This is a genomic window from Shewanella sp. WE21 (assembly GCF_002966515.1).
GTDB classification, from domain to species: Bacteria; Pseudomonadota; Gammaproteobacteria; order Enterobacterales; family Shewanellaceae; genus Shewanella; species Shewanella oncorhynchi.
Map to the genome: position 1 here is coordinate 1929542 of NZ_CP023019.1, position 17762 is coordinate 1947303.

Consider the following 17762-nt stretch of genomic DNA (forward strand, 5'->3'; position numbering starts at 1 on the left):
GACTGGTCTTGGGGGGGAGGTAGAAACCTGCCCCGCTTCAGCGCTTATCCCTGCATGTCCATAACGGTTTTTTGCCCCGTCATGTTCAAGCAATCATCCCTAAATGGGCCAGAGCAATCAGCAAGATACACTATGCCCTCCCATTCCTTCATACACCGAAAATAGCTATAGCTCGACAGGAGAACACTATGAGCACATCGTTGTTCAGTAAAACCCCGACGGTCACGGTCCTTGATAACCGAGGCCTGACGGTGTGCGATATCGCGTACCACCGCCATCCCGACACACCGACAGTGATCGATGCGCGAATCACCCGCCATTATTATGATGCCCGCAGTGCCCTGACACAGAGTACCGACCCCCGGTTGCACAACGCTGGGTTGGCGAACTTCACGTACCTTACGGACCTGGCCGGCAACGTTCTGCGCTCGCAGGGTGTGGATAACGGCATCACTGTGGCTCTGAACGACGCCGCAGGCCGACCCTTTATCGCGGTCAGCAATATCAGCACCACCGACGACACCGAGGACAGAAGTCAGGCGGTGACACGTACCTGGCAGTATGAGGACGCAGAACTGCAGGGACGTCCGGTTAGTGTGACCGAACAGATCACCGGAAAAGCGGCCCGCATCACGGAGCGCTTCGTTTATGCCGGCAATACCGATACGGAGAAAGCCCTGAACCTCGCAGGTGCGTGCGTCAGCCACTATGATACGGCGGGACTGGCGCAGACCGACAGCATGGCCCTGACCGGCGTGCCCCTCGCCGTCACCCGCCGCCTGCTGAAGGACGCGGATAATCCGGACACTGTGGCTGACTGGCAGGGGACGGAAGCATCGGCATGGAATGCCTTGCTTGATGGTGAGGACTACACCACCCTGACCACCGCAAACGCCACCGGGTCGGTGCTGACCACTACCGATGCAAAAGGCAACAAGCAGCGGGTGGCGTACGACGTGGCGGGCTTGCTTAGCGGCAGCTGGCTGACGGTGAAGGATGGAGTGGAACAAACTATAGTGAAGTCCCTGACGTACTCTGCAGCTGGGCAGAAGCTGCGAGAGGTGCACGGTAACGGCGTGGTGACAACGTACGCGTATGAAGCAGAGACCCAGCGCTTGACTGGGATTAAAACGGAACGTCCAGCCGGGCATACCTCCGGGGCTAAGGTGCTGCAAGACCTGCGCTACGAGTATGACCCAGTTGGTAACGTGCTGACTGTACGTAACGAAGCAGAAGAGGCCCGCTATTGGCGTAATCAGAAAGTTGTGCCACAAAACACGTACATTTACGATAGTTTGTACCAGCTGATCAGTGCTACCGGACGCGAAATGGCCAACGCCGGTCAGCAGGGTAGCAATCTTCCGTCTGCCACAGTCCTCTTTCCCACCGACAGTGCCGCGTACACGAATTACACCCGCACTTACACCTACGACAGCGCCGGCAACCTGACGCAGATACGTCACCTCGCCCCAGCCACCAATAATAGTTACACCGTCGGTATTACGGTCAGTGACCGCAGCAACCGGGGAGTGCTGAGCACCCTGACGGAAAATCCGTCAGATGTGGAAGCACTGTTTACGGCAGGTGGACAGCAGAAGCAGCTGCAGCCGGGGCAGAATCTGGTCTGGACGCCGTGCAACGAGCTGCTGAAGGTGACGCCGGTGGTGCGTGACGGCAGTACGGATGACCTGGAAAGCTACCGCTATGACGGCAGCAGCCAGCGATGCCTGAAGGTGAGCGTCCAGAAAACCGGTAACACCACTCAGATGCAGCGGGCGCTGTACCTGCCGGGCCTAGAGCTGCGTACCAAAAAAACCGGCGATACCGAAACGGAAAGCCTGCAGGTTATCACCGTGGGTGAGGCTGGGCGTGCGAAGGTGCGGTTGCTGCACTGGGAGATCGGGAAGCCGGACGGCATCGGCAATGACCAGGTACGTTACAGCTATGACAATCTCATCGGTAGTTGCGGCCTGGAGGTGGATGGTAACGGAAGCGTTATCAGCATGGAGGAGTACTATCCGTACGGTGGCACGGCGGTATGGACAGCCCGCAGCGAGGTGGAAGCAGCTTATAAAACGGTGCGCTACTCGGGCAAGGAGCGTGATGCTACGGGGCTGTATTATTACGGATACCGATATTACCAACCGTGGATTGGGCGGTGGCTCTCTGCGGATCCGGCGGGCCCGGTGGATGGCCTGAATCTATATCGTATGGTAAATAACAACCCAGTTTCTATGGCGGACCCTAACGGGGAATACTCAGAAAGAAAGGATAGGCCGCCTCATGAAAATGAGCATGCTATCAGTCAAAAACATAAAGTAAGCGTGCAATCAAATAATGTTAATATGATCCCGCGGCAAAATATATCTGTATTAGGTGACTCTCATCTTGCGGGCCTAAACAAAGAACCTGTTAGCATGAGTATGCTAACTGAAGTTGGTAATGTCGACGCCGGTGATAGCATTACCATTTCCCCTAAAATTAATGTTTCTGGTGAATTCATGGGGGACTCACTCATGTCTATTACATTGGGAGATCTAAATGCAGGAAAGGATGTAATAATCACACCGGAAATAAATATATCAGGAAGCCATGGAAACCATATGGTAAAGATTGATATTAAAAATATTCAATCAGGCAGAGATGTCTTCATCAAGCCAAGGATAAACATATCAGGCTTGGGTGGGAGAGTGGATTTTGAATTATCAACAGGCAATATTTCTCTTGCTAGGGATTTCACTCTTGAACCAATAAGCAATATATATGGCACAAGTGTGTCGAGAGTGAATGTTGTTATTGGCGATATTACTGCAGGCAATAACGTTACAATTAGTCCGCAACAACATAATCATGGCTTGACGCGAAACACATCAAGTGTTGCCGATGAAAGGGGCTCCGCTTGGAATCACACCAGGCTTGATGAGCCGCTTGCGAACAAAGCCCGTACTCAGCCCGAGCCTCACAACAGGCGGATGACGATCAAACCCAGCTTAACAAGAAGCGTATCCGCAAGCTGGTGATGCTTCCGAGTAGTTGATGCGGTGAAGGGTTCTATTGTAATAAGGGAGGAGGCTGGCAGGTTCTGTTACATTAAGGTAGGGCTCTGGCAAACTCTCCCTTATTTTCTCAAGTAACCTTCCATGCCTCTGATCCGAAAAGCCTTCAAACGACTCCATTACCTATCGATGTCATCGCCCAGTACGTTCGCAGGTACCTTGCCTATGCCCTGAGCTTACGTGACCTCGAAGAGATGATGGTTGAGCGCGGCATTCTCGTTGACCATTCCACCCTATACCGCTGGATAATCAGATTGACTCCCTTGCTCAACAAGGCTTCCCTGCGCCATAAACGGGCTGTGGGGGCTAGATGGCGAATGGATGAGACCTACATTGGGTCGCTTCAGAAAACGGAAAATAAAGCACGCTAAGCCGGTGATAGAAGTCATAGCGGCCTGAACTTACCTGAACCGATCTTGGCGCTTCTGCGCCACAGGTAATCCCATGTCAGGTTGATGTGCTCCCAGCCCAGCGGCGACAGGTACTGTAATAACGCATCATCGACGGTGTACTGGTCAACCCAAACTGGACGCTTTTTCTTCCTGAATATGGCTTCGAGTTGCGGAGCATATTTGATAACCCAGCTGTTCAAGGTTGAGTGGTCAAAATGAATGTTTCGCTCCGCGAACATTTCCTCAATATCACGGTAACTAAGTTTATAGGCTAGGTAATATCGTAGTGCTTGCATGATGATATCAGATGGGAAATGTCTGCCAGAAAATTGAGTGTCATGCAGTGGATGCTCCAAATTCATATTAGGAAGATCATCCACACTTAAACTCTTGTCGTCAACTTTGCGACAGAACCAGATGTACTTGCCCGGACGCTTACAAGGATTCTATTATTGCTTGGGCTTGTATTAATCCATGTTAGCATCCAAGCCTCAGGTGAATACTTTTCGACAATGCCATGATGAGCATTAAATCAATTACTTACCTGTCACACCCACTCTTATTACGGTATAAAAATGACAAAGCGAAAAATAAGCTCACTCTTGATAGCCTCCCTCTTTTTAATGCCCATCGGCCCCGCCATCGGAGATCAACCCCCCCCGGATGGCGTCACTCAGAGCAACGAATATTTGTTTGACAAGAGTTGGCAACTCCATTTTGCCAAGGATTATGCAGAGCTTATCCAAGCCATACCGGATCCGGTCCATATCGCCTCTAGGGAGTTGAAGACGGCACTGGTCAAGAAAGGGTATCGGAATATAGATCCGGACCGAGTGTTTTATAACCGTTTTACTGGAGCCATCAGCAGTTCGCGCAGTTACAACGGGTGGGAGCATCGTGAGACTCCAATCCACTCCTATACCCTAACCCAGGCGGTCATGCTTAATGTCTTCGGCGAGTTTCTGGACTCCCCCCCCAACACCATCGACTTGTATACCGGGATCTACACCCAGGGGGCCGATGGCACACGTTTCAATGAGCGCAACGAGGTGCGCCTGCTTTCATCGGCACTATGGAATATCGCCTATTACGATCTCGACGTACAGAAGAGCTACACGGAGGTCCTCTCCTCCTTCTGGAAGGAGCATGGGAAGCGTTATACCCAGCTGATACGTGACAGCTATGCTTTCTCCGCCCATCAGCAATATCGTCTGGGGCTGCTCGATCAGGCCCAATATCAACTGGCCTCTTCACTGCTCAAGTCTCGGCGCCCGAACAATATCAACGTCTATCGCTTCGATATCTACGGCTATGACTCGACCGATATGCTGCTGATTGAGCAGCAGGGGGGCAACGCAGGACTGCTCTATATACCGGGTGCAGAGCAGCCCTTTATTGCCTACGACAGCGAGCGGCAGCTCAAGAAATACCTGTTCAAGAGCTTGGGCAATGTGGTCAATCGCAACGCTATGGCCAAACACTTCAGCCTCTACCTCAGGCAAAATGGCACCAGCTACTCAGGGGTCGATAGCGCCCTGGAGGGCTTTGCCACGGGCAGCTGGGATAACGGCTACATGATGATGAAGCATCGTCCCATCAACGGCGATGTGTTTGCCCGCATCACCGAGCAGGTCAGAACGCGACAGGAAAGTGATGGGGACACCCTGATCAAGTCCAACAGCGAGAGCCAGCGGGATTACTACCTATCGGTTGCCTACAGCGTCATGACGCTCTTCCCTGTTATCGATCTGGTTGCCCCCGAGGTGGGGATCCCCCTCGGCATCGGCCTGAGCAGCACCCAGTTCGGCTTGAACCTGGATAAGGCCCTCCACGGTGATACCCTGGCTGAGCGGATGGAAGGTACCCGGATGAGCGCCGTCAACGCCGCAGCTCTGGGGGCCACCACCCTGCTGCCCGCTCTGGCCCAATATGGGCGGGCCCTCTCCCGCTCGATCGAGACAGTCAGCAGCGAGCTGGAGAGCTCAATTATTCTGAACAGGGGGTTTCCCACAGCGGAACTCGACCATTTCGCCGCCATGCCGCGTATTATCATCCACCCCCAGACAGGGGAGGAGCTGCTCGGTGTCCGGCTGACCCAAAGTGGCCGCGGCGCTCTACTCAGAGCCAATGGATGGGGCTTCTACCGGGAGGTCGATGCGGCCAGCGGCCGTCTGCTGGACACACCGCCGATTCGCCGCGCCCTAGATCTAGAAAGTGGTGAGCCCCAGTGGCTCGAGAGAGCTGGCCTGCAAGGGGGCAACCCCCAGAGTAACGAAGTCATTTCAAGCGACGGAAGCCCCCACAGCGAGCTGCCCGATATCCTGCTCCCCGAAGATCTGCCGACGCGTCCAGGCATCGGAGGCTCGGGCTACGCCGACATGACCGGCGGACGCGACATCGAGGCCGCCAGAGATTTCTGGGAGCTGGAGCAGAAGGTAGACCCTCAGGCCTACCTGACCGACGTCAAGGCGCTGCACAGGACCAGCCAAGCGGCGCAGCAGGAGGCCACTCAGATCCCCTTCCTACAGAGCTATCAGCCTGAGCTAAAGGGCGCTCTGGTCTTTCGAGGCGACACCCGACTGCCCGATGAGCTATTTCACGCTGGCTTCAATCGCCGAGTTGAGCCCGTCAGGTTTGTGGAACTGGCCGAGCACACTCGAGGCATTCGGGGGGTCGTTTCCACCACCCTCAAGGAGCGGATCGCCGTGAATTACGCCCTGCACAACCAGAGAGGATATGTCTACGCCATTGAGCTCAACCATGGGGGAAGGGCGGTGGATACCACGGTGCGCTACCTCCCCCTACACGAGGTAGCCACCCTCAACATCCCCCCCGAGGACATCATGTTTGCCATCGGTCCCTTCACCAACTTGGAGCTGGGATACTCCGACCTACTCGAGCAGGCGGAGCACCGCACCGCCGAGCTGCTCATCAACCCCCACGCGACCGCTTCGCCTGAGGTTGCCCTGCAGGCATTCGATCGCCTCAAGAGTATGCTCAGATATGATCTGAGCCCCGAGATGTCGTTCGCCGAGCGCTACGCCAACCGCACTGATCTCTTCTGGCACGAAGACGAGGCGCTGCCGGATCAAGGCCAGTAAGCGTCGTCGGAAGGGAGGGCTGGCAACCCTCTCTAGTCGGTTCTGTCGCAAAGTTGACGACAAGAGTTTAAGTGTGGAAGGCAAAAAAATACATGTAACTAAAAGTTAGATTTGAAAGTTAGTAAAGCCAATGCTGGCGGGGCTTGTGGGCCAATTATCTAATTTTCATCAAAGTCATCTAACTTTTAACTTATTTTTGTTCTTAACAGAAGTGAGTCGAGAGAAAAAAGTTAGATCAAATAGGAACAGTGCTCATCTAAATTTTTAGCTTTGCTACAGATTAGATGTATGACAAACCAAAATGAACGCTACATCATCCGAGATAACGCACTTTTGTCGGATTGTAGTGTTCAAATTTCTGTGTCATTTCTTTAAGCTATACGTTACGGAAACTTATTTACATGTGCTGAATGAAGATCTATTTCCACTTGTTATGAATGCTTGGGAATCATTGTTCTACTGAATGGCCTTGTGAGTAAGTTTAATCACACATTTTAAATAAGCTTTTTCTTCTCTGTCCTTTCTTTTTTCTGCAAAATGTTTGTTCCAAAAATCCATTTTCTTGTCACTACTTGTTGATACATTTTGAGGGAAGTCTTAAGTGGATACTTACTTGAGGCTGTTCATAATTCTGTGTCAGGTTAATTTCACAGGTCGATATGGTTTTCTAAGCGCCCCTCAAAATGGATTGAGAGCTGTGATAGCGTCAAATTCCAGTTTTGGATAGGATGAGTCCAGCGCTCAGAGGCCTTCAATATACCCGCGTAAAGCAGTTTGAGTAAACTGTTCTCGTTAGCAAAACCGCCCTTCGTTTTGGTTAACTTCCTGAATTGTTGATGTACCGCTTCAACCGCATTGGTGGTGTAGATAGCGGTGCGGACATAGTCAGGGTATTTGAAATACACCGATAGCAGCGCCCATTTGTTGCGCCATGATTTAATCACCACGGGGTATTTATCGCCCCATTTCGTCTCCAGCTCATCCAATGCCATCTCGGCCGCATTCAAGGTGGCTGCCTTATAAACGCACTTTAAATCCGCCATAAAGGCCTTTTGATGCTTAGAGGCGACATACTTCATCGAGTTGCGAATTTGGTGGATGACACACAGTTGCACTTCCGTCTGCGGGTAAATGGTTGCAATCGCTTCAGGAAAGCCTTTAAGGCCATCAACGCAGGCGATGAGGATGTCTTTAACGCCACGATTATACAGGTCGGTTAGCACGCTTAACCAATGGTGAGCGCCTTCATTATCAGACAGATATAAGCCTAATAGTTCTTTTTTACCGTCGACGTTAAGCGCCAAAATGGTGTAAACCGCTTTGCTGATAAAGCGGCCGTTCTCTTTAATTTTATAGTGAATCGCACCGAGCCATATGACGGGGTAAAGTGGCTCTAGTTCGCGCTCCCGCCACGCTTGAAGCTCTGGTAGTAACTTGTCAGTGATGGCGTTCACTGTGCCGTTGGACACCGACATGCCGTACATGTCTTCGATATGCGCGCGAATATCTTGATAGCTGGAGCCTAATGAAAATAAGCCAATGATTTTACGCTCCATTTCATCGGTAAGTTGGGTTTGGTGCTTTTTGACTAATTTAGGTTCGAAGGTGCCCGCTCTGTCTCTGGGCGTGTTCAACTCGAAGTTGTCAAGGGGGCTTTTAACTGTTTTAGTGGTTTTGCCATTCTTACGATTGGCGCCTTCAGTGCTCGCCAAGTGGCCATCCAGCTCAGCCGCCAAGGCCGCTTCAGTGAGTTGCTTAATCAAAGGGGTTAAGATGCCATCCTTGCCGGTGAGGTCTTTACCTTCACGTAGTGCTCTGAAGAATCCCCTGATGATTTACATATAAATCATTAGATTGGAGTGAACTTGCACCTTGAAGTGTGATCTGATGGAAGTGCGAACAAACATCAATCACAGGGCTTCAAGGTGCAAGTGTTAACTATCTTACATCAATCTCTCTATCAACATTGTCCAGAAATCCATCAAAAGCGACTCAATACCCTCATGGTTGCTTGCCGAGCACTTATCAACGCGGATTGCCTCACCCTAACGCATTTAGGGCGGCACATTGATGGCACCAGCACTCATATTAAGCACTCAATAAAACGCATGGATAGATTGTTGGGCAACCCGCATCTTCACCATGAAAGAATGGCTGTTTATCAGTGGCATGCAAAGTGGTTGCTAACAGCACATACGATGCCGACAATATTGGTGGATTGGTCAGATATGCGTGAAGGTCGTGAGCTTATTGCGCTACGCGCCTCTATCGCTATCAAAGGTCGCTCTATCACGCTCTACGAACGAACATTTCCGTTAGTGCTGCAAGGCACTCAAACCGCCCATAATCAGTTTCTTAATGAACTCAGAAAAGTATTACCTGACAACATCACCCCGCTGATAGTCACTGACGCGGGCTTTCGTAATCCATGGTTTCGAAAAGTTGAGCAGCTCGGTTGGTATTGGCTGGGTCGCGTAAGAGGATTGAGTGTCTATCGGCCGCATCCTTTCGGTCGCCAATTTTCACTAAAAGCGCTTTATCCCCAAGCCCGTCGTCGCGCAAAACATGTTGGGCGGGTGGCGTTATCGGTAAAGAAACCTTTGTTATGTGAGATGGTATTGTTCAGGGCCCCAAGTAAAGGCAGAAAAGGTCAGCGAAGTACGACAACAGACTGTCACCATACTGCGCAATGGACGTATGAGTTGACCGCCAAAGAGCCTTGGGCACTGGTGACTAACTTGACCATGGAAGCCATGTCGCCTCAAAAACTGGTCAATATCTACCAAAAGCGGATGCAAATAGAAGAAACCTTTAGAGATTTAAAAAGTCCCGCATATGGCTTTGGTTTACGTCATAGCAGAACACGTTATGCGGTGAGGATGGACATACTGCTATTGATAGCGTTATTGGTGCAACTGGCATTTTGGTGGGTAGGATTATACGGGGAAACACAGCAATTACAGCGGCACTTCCAAGCAAACACGTTAAAGAAAAGGAATGTGCTATCAACAATCAGGATGGGCAAAGAACTGCTGCGTCGACGGCATGATTACCCCATATCAGCAGATGATTTGCTTTGTGCTGCGAAGAAACTAGCTGAATTCTCATTAATTCATGGTTGTTGGGGTTATGAATTATGAGGGGATCCTACAGCGTAGTGCTTGAATGGCAGCATTGATATCAAAAGTAGGTGTGGTCATAAATCATCTCTTTTTGGTATAGCTTAAAGAAATGACACAGAAATTTGAACACTACCGTTAACTTGGCAATTGGTTATCTTGCTATCAAACAAATGCCAATACCAGATATTCTTGCAAACTCTTTAACAGTCATCATTGGTTTTTATTTTGGTGCTCAATCTGTTAAAAAATTAATATAACAAGGCATTGCACCTGACGCATTGTAAGTAGCGCTTTTGCAATATCGCTGCGCTAAGTTTATCTCAACGCGCTACTTACAATCCGCAGGTGAACGCAACGTTACGCATAGAAATTTTAATCCGAAATTCACGAATTAGAGCTAACAACCTAACAAGGTTTTGTCCAAACTCGTGTCAAGCCGATCAGTTCTGGCACGTTTATGCCCCAAAGTGTGTTTCGCAGTTCAAAAGGGAAATGGGCCAAGTAAAGCTTTGCCTATAGAAAAGTTGATGTGAAAGGGTCTAGTTTAGGTTGACCAGTACAGTTTGTCTTTAAGGTGGTATCTTAACTACTGATAATTAATGATGCTATAACCCAAAACGTTGAGAGTTTAAAAATGCCAATCACTGCCTATTCAAATGCTTATAAACGAGAATTAGATGTAACTCAATTAGAGTCACTTTTCGATCAAAGACTTAACCCTACAAATATTTCGTTTCAAAATTTTGTAAAAAATGACATTGAGTGTCCAGCATGTAATGTTACAGGTGGCTATGTAGTTAGAGAAGGTGTTTCTACAAAGACAGGGAGAACAGTATCGCAGACTCACTTTGCGTTTAGAAATGATCATGGAGTTGATGCCCACTTACCATTTTGTGAATTCTATAATGGGGAAGACAAGCAAAAATTGATAGCCAATGATGGTAAAGTCGACTTTAGAAATTCTAGATCTCCTATAACAAAGCAAATTGGTGTCATGGTAAGCATTGGTATAGAAAACAATCTGTTTAGTCAATGTGACATGCGTGATATGAGGCAATGGTTTCTTGATCTAAGGCAAAATGGTCAATGTTTGTTTGATATTTCTCCACATATAATAAACCTTGCTAGAAGCTCATTTGTTAGATCTGAAAGAAATTTTAAAGAATTTGTTCTAGACATCACAGCGGCATCAAGAGAAGGCTTTGATATTAATAGAGAGGTTTATGAGTCCCTATGTCATCAATACCCTCATTACAAATTAGGGGATTATGTCGTTGAGAGCCCTATCTATACAGAGATACAACTTAAGGCTGTCGTAAAAAAAGCTATAGCTATAGTAAAAAGCGACTCAAATACCCTAAGCTTCGACAGAAGTGTGCTAGCTGATAAGTATCTACAGTGTCTAAAACTTGCAATAAAGATCTGCAAGAATGATAGTTTCTTATCACAAAAACTAACTACTAATGCACTTCTTAAATCTAACCCGCTGATGGCACTTTCATCCTTATTACTATTTGTATCAAACTGGAATACAGAAGAAGCATGGGAGAAGGTTGTAAAAATAAATGAAATACAAAAGGTTAAAGATGATAATGCTGGTAATTTTATTGGACTTAATCCATTCGCAAATTATAGCGCTTGGATGATTATTAAGAAATTAATGTCTATAAAAGATAGCCTTGAAGACACTTTAGACTATGACTACATATTTAACCAAGAAAAAATACGGCTAATGAATTTATACGGCCTTAAGGATTAAAACTCATTCAATAGCATCACTTATACAAATATGTGGATGTGGCAGCGGCCAAATCCAACAAGCGATTTATGCGTCGCATCGCATAAATATTAAAATGTTATGACTCTGGAGTGATAGATAGTGAGTGAATTTTTTGAAATTGCCTATGCAGCTGCGACAAATAGGTTATGTTTTTTACTGGAACTAGTTTTTCTAAAGCCGTAACGGGAAATGATGCGCCAAGCTGGCCGTGGTAAACGCGCATACGCACGAATAAAATGTTAGCTATTCATCAAATTTGCAATGGAGTCATAATGAACGAAGTGAAATCAATATCGGTTTATGCAGTAAATGCTACGGTGTATAAAGACGTTACTCCAACGGGAAAAGACAAATATATTATTAAAATAAATAATAATGCTGGTGACGCTTTAGATCTTGTACAAAGATGCCATGACTATGATCAACGTTTGCCTTTATCATTTGGCCTAATTGAGGGGGCAAAAGTATTTAAAAGTGATCATGAATACATTACTTTCGCTATGTACCCTAAAGACAACAACTCTAACTATTTGGTTACTTGTCGCTGTAGTCATCAAGAATTGTCCCAAGAGAAAGCATTGGAATTAATTGAAAAAGGTATGAGTCGAGCTATTAATGAATTGAATAGCTAACAAGGGTTTTCAAGTCGGACAAAAAACAGTCGGCTTTGTTCGTGCTTCAAAAATTATAACAAACCATTTTTAGACGCTTAAAACAGCGTTATAAATCAAAGTTGAAAATATGAAATTATTCAAATACCTTCAACCTGCTCGCATTGATGTTCTTAAGAATAAATCAATCAGGTTTTCTCAGCCATCAGCATTCAATGACCCTTTTGAGTTTAAACCAAGAATATCAACAGTTGCATCGCCTGAATATTTTCAGAATTACCTTATTAATAACTTTGATGTTTTAGTTGATGAGCAATTATCTAAGCTTCCAGCTCATTTGAGAAGTCAGGTTTCTAAGTCAGATTTACGAGATATGCTCGGTGGAATTCTAGCTAGCAATCATAACCCTGTAAGTGAAATACTTGAAAACACGGGAGCTGTAGTTTCAGATGTATTTACTGAAAAGTCCAATGAACTAATTGGTATTCTAAGTCTTACTGATAAATATGATAATTTGCTAATGTGGGCGCATTATGCTGATTCACATCGAGGGTTTTGTTTAGGTTTTGATGCTAGCGCTGAGTTTTTTAATACAAAACGTTCAGAAAAAGACGAGTTTTATCATCTTCGGAAGGTTAAGTATTCAGATAAAAGACCATCAAAATCTATGATGGATATGAGTTCAATTGAGATGTTTCTGCTTAAATCAAATGAGTGGAAGTATGAACAAGAATGGAGGATGTGCTCTGTTCTTACTGATGCCAGTTCAGTAAATGAGCAAATAACTCCTGCGGCTTACTTATTTGATTTCCCTTGTTCTGCTGTTACTGAGGTGATTGTTGGTGCCAATGCAGATGAAGCATTAATTACTTCGATTCATGAAATTTTGAATAGTGAGCCTGAGTTTAGCCTTGTAAAGTTCAAGCGAGCAAAGGTATCAAGAACTGATTTTGCGCTGGAGTTTGATGATTTATAACAAATAAGGATAGGCCGCGCGTAGCCGCGACCTTATCCCAAGTGTTGAACAAGCCCGATGCTGGTTGTTGACACTTTATTATGCAAATAGCGGATTGAGAATTTGTACTGGTGAAGGTCTTATTTTGAAAGAGACTTTTATGCAGACATGACCCGCCCTTAGCGAACGAGCTAATATTTTTATCACTTGTTCATCAAGCCGTTATCGAGTCCTCATTCTGTTTGGTTAACCCGTTATCCTTATGCTTCTCGCCTTAGGCGGTGATATTAGCCCCTGTCGGTCGATGACGCATATGAACGCCCATAAAATGCATCGCTTGATGGCAACAAGGGCAATAGCGCACGGCTAAGGTACGTTTGACCTCAGGTAACATGGGGAACACTGCACCCGCGACGGCCAGCATCAGTTGGATTTGTTGCCTTAGCTTTTTGGCATTGCCTCGCAGTAAGCCATAGTCACGCACTCGCCGTAATCCTTTGGGTAACACATGTTGTAATATCAACCACAAAAATTCGACCGCGGGCAAGCTGCGTACTTGTTGGCAGCGAGTCTGACTGTCTTGATAGGTAAAACTCACCTGATTATCGACATGCCGACAAATACTGCTGTCGGGTAATACGCCCCGATAAAGGTAGCGCGACAGATATTGCAGTGCAGGTGCGCCTTTATTACCCACGAACTGACAATCGACCACCCATTTTGAGTGGGATTGATGTGGCAGGGTGAGTTGAAGTGTGTCACTCAGATAAGCCAGTAAACGTGCTCGCCACACCTTGGCAAGATTAAAGGCGTTAAATAAGTAATGGGTTTTACACTTGCGCCATTGCCGCTTGCCTGAGTGGTAGCTCCCTGCAGGGATAATGAAGTGCAGATGTGGATGGTAGTCTCTGCGTCGACTGTGAGTATGCAGTACGCCGGTGAAGCCGATGTCACTACTGAGCTTAGGGGAGCGTGCTGCAAAGTCTTTGAGTACACTCGCTGCCACGGTAAACATGGCGTGATAGAACGGCTCGGGTTGCGACTTCGCTATGGCTCTTAATTCAAACGGCAAGGTAAAGGTCACCATAAAATAATTCACCGGTAATAACTTAGCTTGTTGTTTACTCAGCCATTCACATGTTGTGCCATGTTGACACTGTGGGCAACTGCGATGACCACAAGAGAGCGGAAACTCAAGCTGTTGCTCGCAGGTTTGACAACCCCAGCAGCTAACCCTCGCCGTGTTGCAACGACAGCTGAGCATGGCATGGATAGCAGCATGTATTTCTGGGGTGATTTGATGGGCATAACGCCGCCGAAAATCCGCCAGATGTTGACGTAAAATATTGATAAACTGGCTCATAACCCACACTCCCACCTCAAGGCCAAGTCGTTGGTCAGTTGGTTAATTGCCTCACAGGTATTTTTACGGGTGATATCAGTGAGCCGCGTGTAACGGGCGGTGGTATTCAGGCTGTGATGGCCGAGCAGTGTTTGCACTGAGCGTAAATCGAGTCCTTGCTCCAGCAAATGGGTGGCATAACTGTGGCGTAGACTGTGCGGACTGATGGCTTTATGAATGTTGCACTCGAAAATGACTTGCTTCATGGCTTTTTGAAGCCCGCCTCTGTCCATGAGTGAGTCAGGTTGATTATCTTTACCCGGAAATAGCCAACGAGGATGACGGTGGGTGCGCCAATAATAGCGTAAGGCTAACAAGGTGTGTTGAGGTAAAGGCACCAGTCTATCCTTGCCACCTTTAGCATCACGGATATGCACCTGCATCAGTCCCGCATCAATATCTCCAACCTGCAATGAAATCGCTTCTCCTAGGCGCAAACCCATGCTGTACAGGGTTAAGAAACAGACCTGATAACGCAGTTGACGCGTGAGGCTGATAACCATCGCGACCTCGCAGGGCGTCAGGATATCGGGCAGGTGTTTCACCTGTGGTGGCTTAACAATATTAAGCAACTGCCAAGATTTGTTGAGGACGTGAAAGTAGAAAAACTGCAAACCGTTGCGGTCGAGTTTGACGGTACTCCATGAATGTGAGGCAATCAAATCGGCAAAATAGCGCTTTAAATCATCGGAGGTCAGGGTATCGGGGCAGCAGTCAAAATATGCCGCAATACGGCGTATAGCTCGGCTGTAGGCATCAATGGTTGCAGGCCGCTTGCCTTGCAAGGTTAAGTTGGTAAGATGTTGTTCATAAAGTAAATCAAAGCGTTGTTGTTCGTGAATGTCCATGATGATACTCCTAGGTTTGCGACCGAAGCAGGTCGCGTCTAGCAAGTATTTAGGATGAGGGGCAAAAGGATGGCTTTATCTTGTTCCTGCCGCAAAGCGGCTTCGTTCAACAAAGCATTTAAGGGTGACTCCCAACGCTTGGCATTTTCAGTTCAGGTTGGTTCATGTTTACTGTGCAATGGTTTAGATAAGGTGGCAGCGTTGCTCACACCTTAGTAAGGCGTTACTCCATAGAAATATTAATCCGAAACTAATAAATTAGTGTAAAAAATCTAGCAAGGTTTTGTCCAAAAACGAGTCACATATCTACTTTAAAACAAACAGGCTACACCGATGTTAAACAGGTGGGCCCGGTGATTAGCGATACGACCGGGGCGGTCGAGCATTCAGGGAGGGACTTGCTGCGTGTCGGAGAGTGAACACAATGGCAAGCCTGCGTTAGTGGATATCAGCAAAGAATATGCGTGGTCAGTGAAAACTAATCTGGTTGCCATAACTTTACTAATGCTATTACTCATCTTAAGTGCATTAGATATAAGGTATTTTTGTCAAGAAGTGAGTTTGAAACCGATCAATCGTTATTTTGCTATTACACTAACCCCTCGTGGTAGCAAACTTTATTGTCGCTTCACAAGTGTCCAGAGTTAGCGGATCAGATCAGTATTGGTGTATCAATAAGATCTCCTATCAAGGCGCGCTCTAGAGATTCTCAGTTTTCACGACAGGATCCGGAGCATGGAGGAGACCTCAGATGTAGTGCCAACAAGTGAGGGCAGAACTACCATTTTCCGGTAATTAACGTGACTACAGATTGCGGATTTAGCCTAAAACTACATCGAAACATTTTTTTTATGTAATTTTGATCTGGGAAATATTTGGTCAGCGCAAACGTTAATTGCTGATGCTCCAAGGAACAACTTGTTACAACTGCACAATTAAAGTCAAAATATTTAGCAACCTGTGGATACAGGGCTTTAAATAAACTTTCTTTAGCGGAAAATATCAGTGTTGTTGCCATATGCACAGGGATCCCTTGTGCCAATATTATCGCAAGTTCAGCATCTGTATGTACCAGTTCTACAAATCCGATTGACTCTTCAGCAGAAATATAACTCTCAATATCTATCCCGATGAACGCCCCAGCAGAATGTGGTTCAACGAGCAGCGCGCATAGCGCTTGTGTATTATTGTGGGTAATTGAGCCTACTAGCCCATTAGGCCATATTGGACAACGATCCTTACCTATTGAGATTATTGGCAACGGATGTGAAGGCATTTTTAATTGAGCCATGGCTTGCTTAGCAGCATATCTTCCAGCTAAAAATTCAGCTTGTCTTTTTTTGACGGCCTGAGCCAGCTCACAAGGAAAGTAGATCGACAACTCTTTGAAGAGTTCTTTTAGAAAATGCTTTTTGTCAAAATCACACGAAAATATCACAATCTCAGGATTTTCAATAAGCCAGCAGCATTCATTAGAAATGAAACTATTTATCACACCGTGACAAAATGCCTTATCAGTAACGTTACTGATAGACATAGGCTGCTCTTTAATGAAGGGAAGTAAAGTGCTATTAATAAAGTTACCCATATTGATACCTTTCTATTGGCTAAGTTCACATTTATCAATATGCTGTATTTCATTACAAGTCAAAACAAGATTTACCACAAAATCAACTTGCTCTATCACTGCACTTTGATGTTCATTAATAAAAAAATGACCTCCTGGTATAAGCGTTATCTGGGTTCCACGTTGAGAAAGTTCCGTCCACGCTAGAAGTTCAAGGTGCGTAACATCAATATCATCCTCCCCACCCAATACCAGAATAGGGCTTACTATCGGTATTTTTTTTGCCCTATAATCGTGGGCGACTTTAAAGTCAGCACGAAGAGCAGGAATAAAAAAATCAATCAATTCACTATTAGATAACACTTCTTTAGGCGTGCCATTGAGCTCGCCTAATTTTTGAAGAAACTCTGCTTTAGGAAGGTGGTGAATACTTCCACGGCGGGACTCTAAATGAGGAGCTCTACTGCCTGAAGCGATAAAATACTGTGGCGCTGTGATACCTAAAGATTGTAGATTCACTGCTAATTCAAAAGCAATTCGACTACCTAGGCTATGTCCAAAGAAAATATATGGGACATGAGCAAAGATAGATTTCTGCCCCAGTAATTCACTTATAATTGACTCCATCTGTTCATGTGAAGGTTCGCTCACTCTAGAGGCTCGCCCAGGGAGAGTAATTAATACTAATTCTACGTCGTCATTAAGGCAATGAACCCAAGGAATATAAGTGGTGAACGAGCCGCCAGCAAAAGGAAAGCAAAATACACGAAGCTTTGGCGCTATTCTAGGTTTTGGTATAGTAAATATTTTAGCTTTTACCACAGTAAGTACTCGTTATTACGTAATGATAATAAGTCAATCCCGCTCTCGGGCATAAAATGAAACGCTTCTAGCACAAATAGAAATCGTGGGGTTGACTATTGTATAT

At 46.5% G+C, this 17762-nt stretch carries 11 protein-coding genes and 2 pseudogenes; 7 read left to right on the forward strand and 6 right to left on the reverse strand.

Features of this window, described 5'->3' with window-relative positions; genetic code table 11:
* The first annotated feature begins 188 nt into the window (after positions 1-188).
* Both CKQ84_RS08300 and CKQ84_RS08305 read left to right on the forward strand, forming a co-directional pair.
* Positions 189-3020 (forward strand): RHS repeat domain-containing protein, encoded by a 2832-nt coding sequence (locus tag CKQ84_RS08300; RefSeq protein WP_254053175.1) that lies wholly within the window; start codon positions 189-191, stop codon positions 3018-3020.
* Between the two features lie 120 nt (positions 3021-3140).
* Positions 3141-3391 (forward strand): annotated as a pseudogene (locus tag CKQ84_RS08305) (IS6 family transposase); the annotation flags it as partial.
* Positions 3392-3585: 194 nt separating this feature from the next.
* Here CKQ84_RS08305 and CKQ84_RS08310 read toward each other — a convergent pair.
* A pseudogene (locus CKQ84_RS08310) lies at positions 3586-3810 on the reverse strand (hypothetical protein); the annotation flags it as partial.
* A gap of 213 nt (positions 3811-4023) precedes the next feature.
* Here CKQ84_RS08310 and CKQ84_RS23755 point away from each other — a divergent pair.
* A complete protein-coding gene (locus CKQ84_RS23755; RefSeq protein WP_158683026.1) occupies positions 4024-6549 on the forward strand; it encodes a DUF6543 domain-containing protein in 2526 nt (841 codons plus the stop codon).
* A gap of 647 nt (positions 6550-7196) precedes the next feature.
* Here the strand turns inward: CKQ84_RS23755 and CKQ84_RS08325 are convergent.
* A complete protein-coding gene (locus CKQ84_RS08325) occupies positions 7197-8384 on the reverse strand; it encodes an IS256 family transposase (protein ID WP_105250876.1) in 1188 nt (395 codons plus the stop codon).
* Between the two features lie 90 nt (positions 8385-8474).
* Between CKQ84_RS08325 and CKQ84_RS08330 the strand changes: the two genes are divergently transcribed.
* The 4 genes from CKQ84_RS08330 to CKQ84_RS08345 all read left to right on the forward strand — a co-directional run bounded on the left by CKQ84_RS08330 (position 8475) and on the right by CKQ84_RS08345 (position 13038).
* Positions 8475-9689, forward strand: coding sequence for an IS4 family transposase (locus CKQ84_RS08330; protein ID WP_105250877.1), 1215 nt, complete (start codon positions 8475-8477; stop codon positions 9687-9689).
* 616 nt (positions 9690-10305) lie between these two features.
* Complete coding sequence (locus CKQ84_RS08335) at positions 10306-11430, forward strand: hypothetical protein (protein WP_105250878.1); 1125 nt, start codon at positions 10306-10308, stop codon at positions 11428-11430.
* A gap of 293 nt (positions 11431-11723) precedes the next feature.
* On the forward strand, positions 11724-12083 hold the full coding sequence (locus CKQ84_RS08340) for a hypothetical protein (RefSeq protein ID WP_105250879.1): 360 nt from the start codon (positions 11724-11726) through the stop codon (positions 12081-12083).
* A 109-nt stretch (positions 12084-12192) separates the two neighbouring features.
* Positions 12193-13038: a DUF2971 domain-containing protein gene (locus tag CKQ84_RS08345; RefSeq protein WP_254053176.1), complete on the forward strand. Its 846-nt coding sequence runs from the start codon at positions 12193-12195 to the stop codon at positions 13036-13038.
* A gap of 253 nt (positions 13039-13291) precedes the next feature.
* Here the strand turns inward: CKQ84_RS08345 and CKQ84_RS08350 are convergent, their stop codons facing one another.
* The 4 genes from CKQ84_RS08350 to CKQ84_RS08370 form a co-directional block, all read right to left on the reverse strand.
* On the reverse strand, positions 13292-14380 hold the full coding sequence (locus CKQ84_RS08350; RefSeq protein ID WP_105250880.1) for an IS91 family transposase: 1089 nt from the start codon (positions 14378-14380) through the stop codon (positions 13292-13294).
* A complete protein-coding gene (locus CKQ84_RS08355; protein WP_105250881.1) occupies positions 14377-15267 on the reverse strand; it encodes a site-specific integrase in 891 nt (296 codons plus the stop codon). The genes CKQ84_RS08350 and CKQ84_RS08355 overlap by 4 nt, the downstream gene beginning before the upstream one ends.
* A gap of 778 nt (positions 15268-16045) precedes the next feature.
* Complete coding sequence (locus CKQ84_RS08365; protein WP_105250883.1) at positions 16046-16855, reverse strand: 4'-phosphopantetheinyl transferase; 810 nt, start codon at positions 16853-16855, stop codon at positions 16046-16048.
* A gap of 12 nt (positions 16856-16867) precedes the next feature.
* Positions 16868-17656, reverse strand: a complete 789-nt coding sequence (locus CKQ84_RS08370; protein WP_105250884.1) for a thioesterase II family protein — start codon at positions 17654-17656, stop codon at positions 16868-16870.
* Positions 17657-17762: the final 106 nt, after the last annotated feature.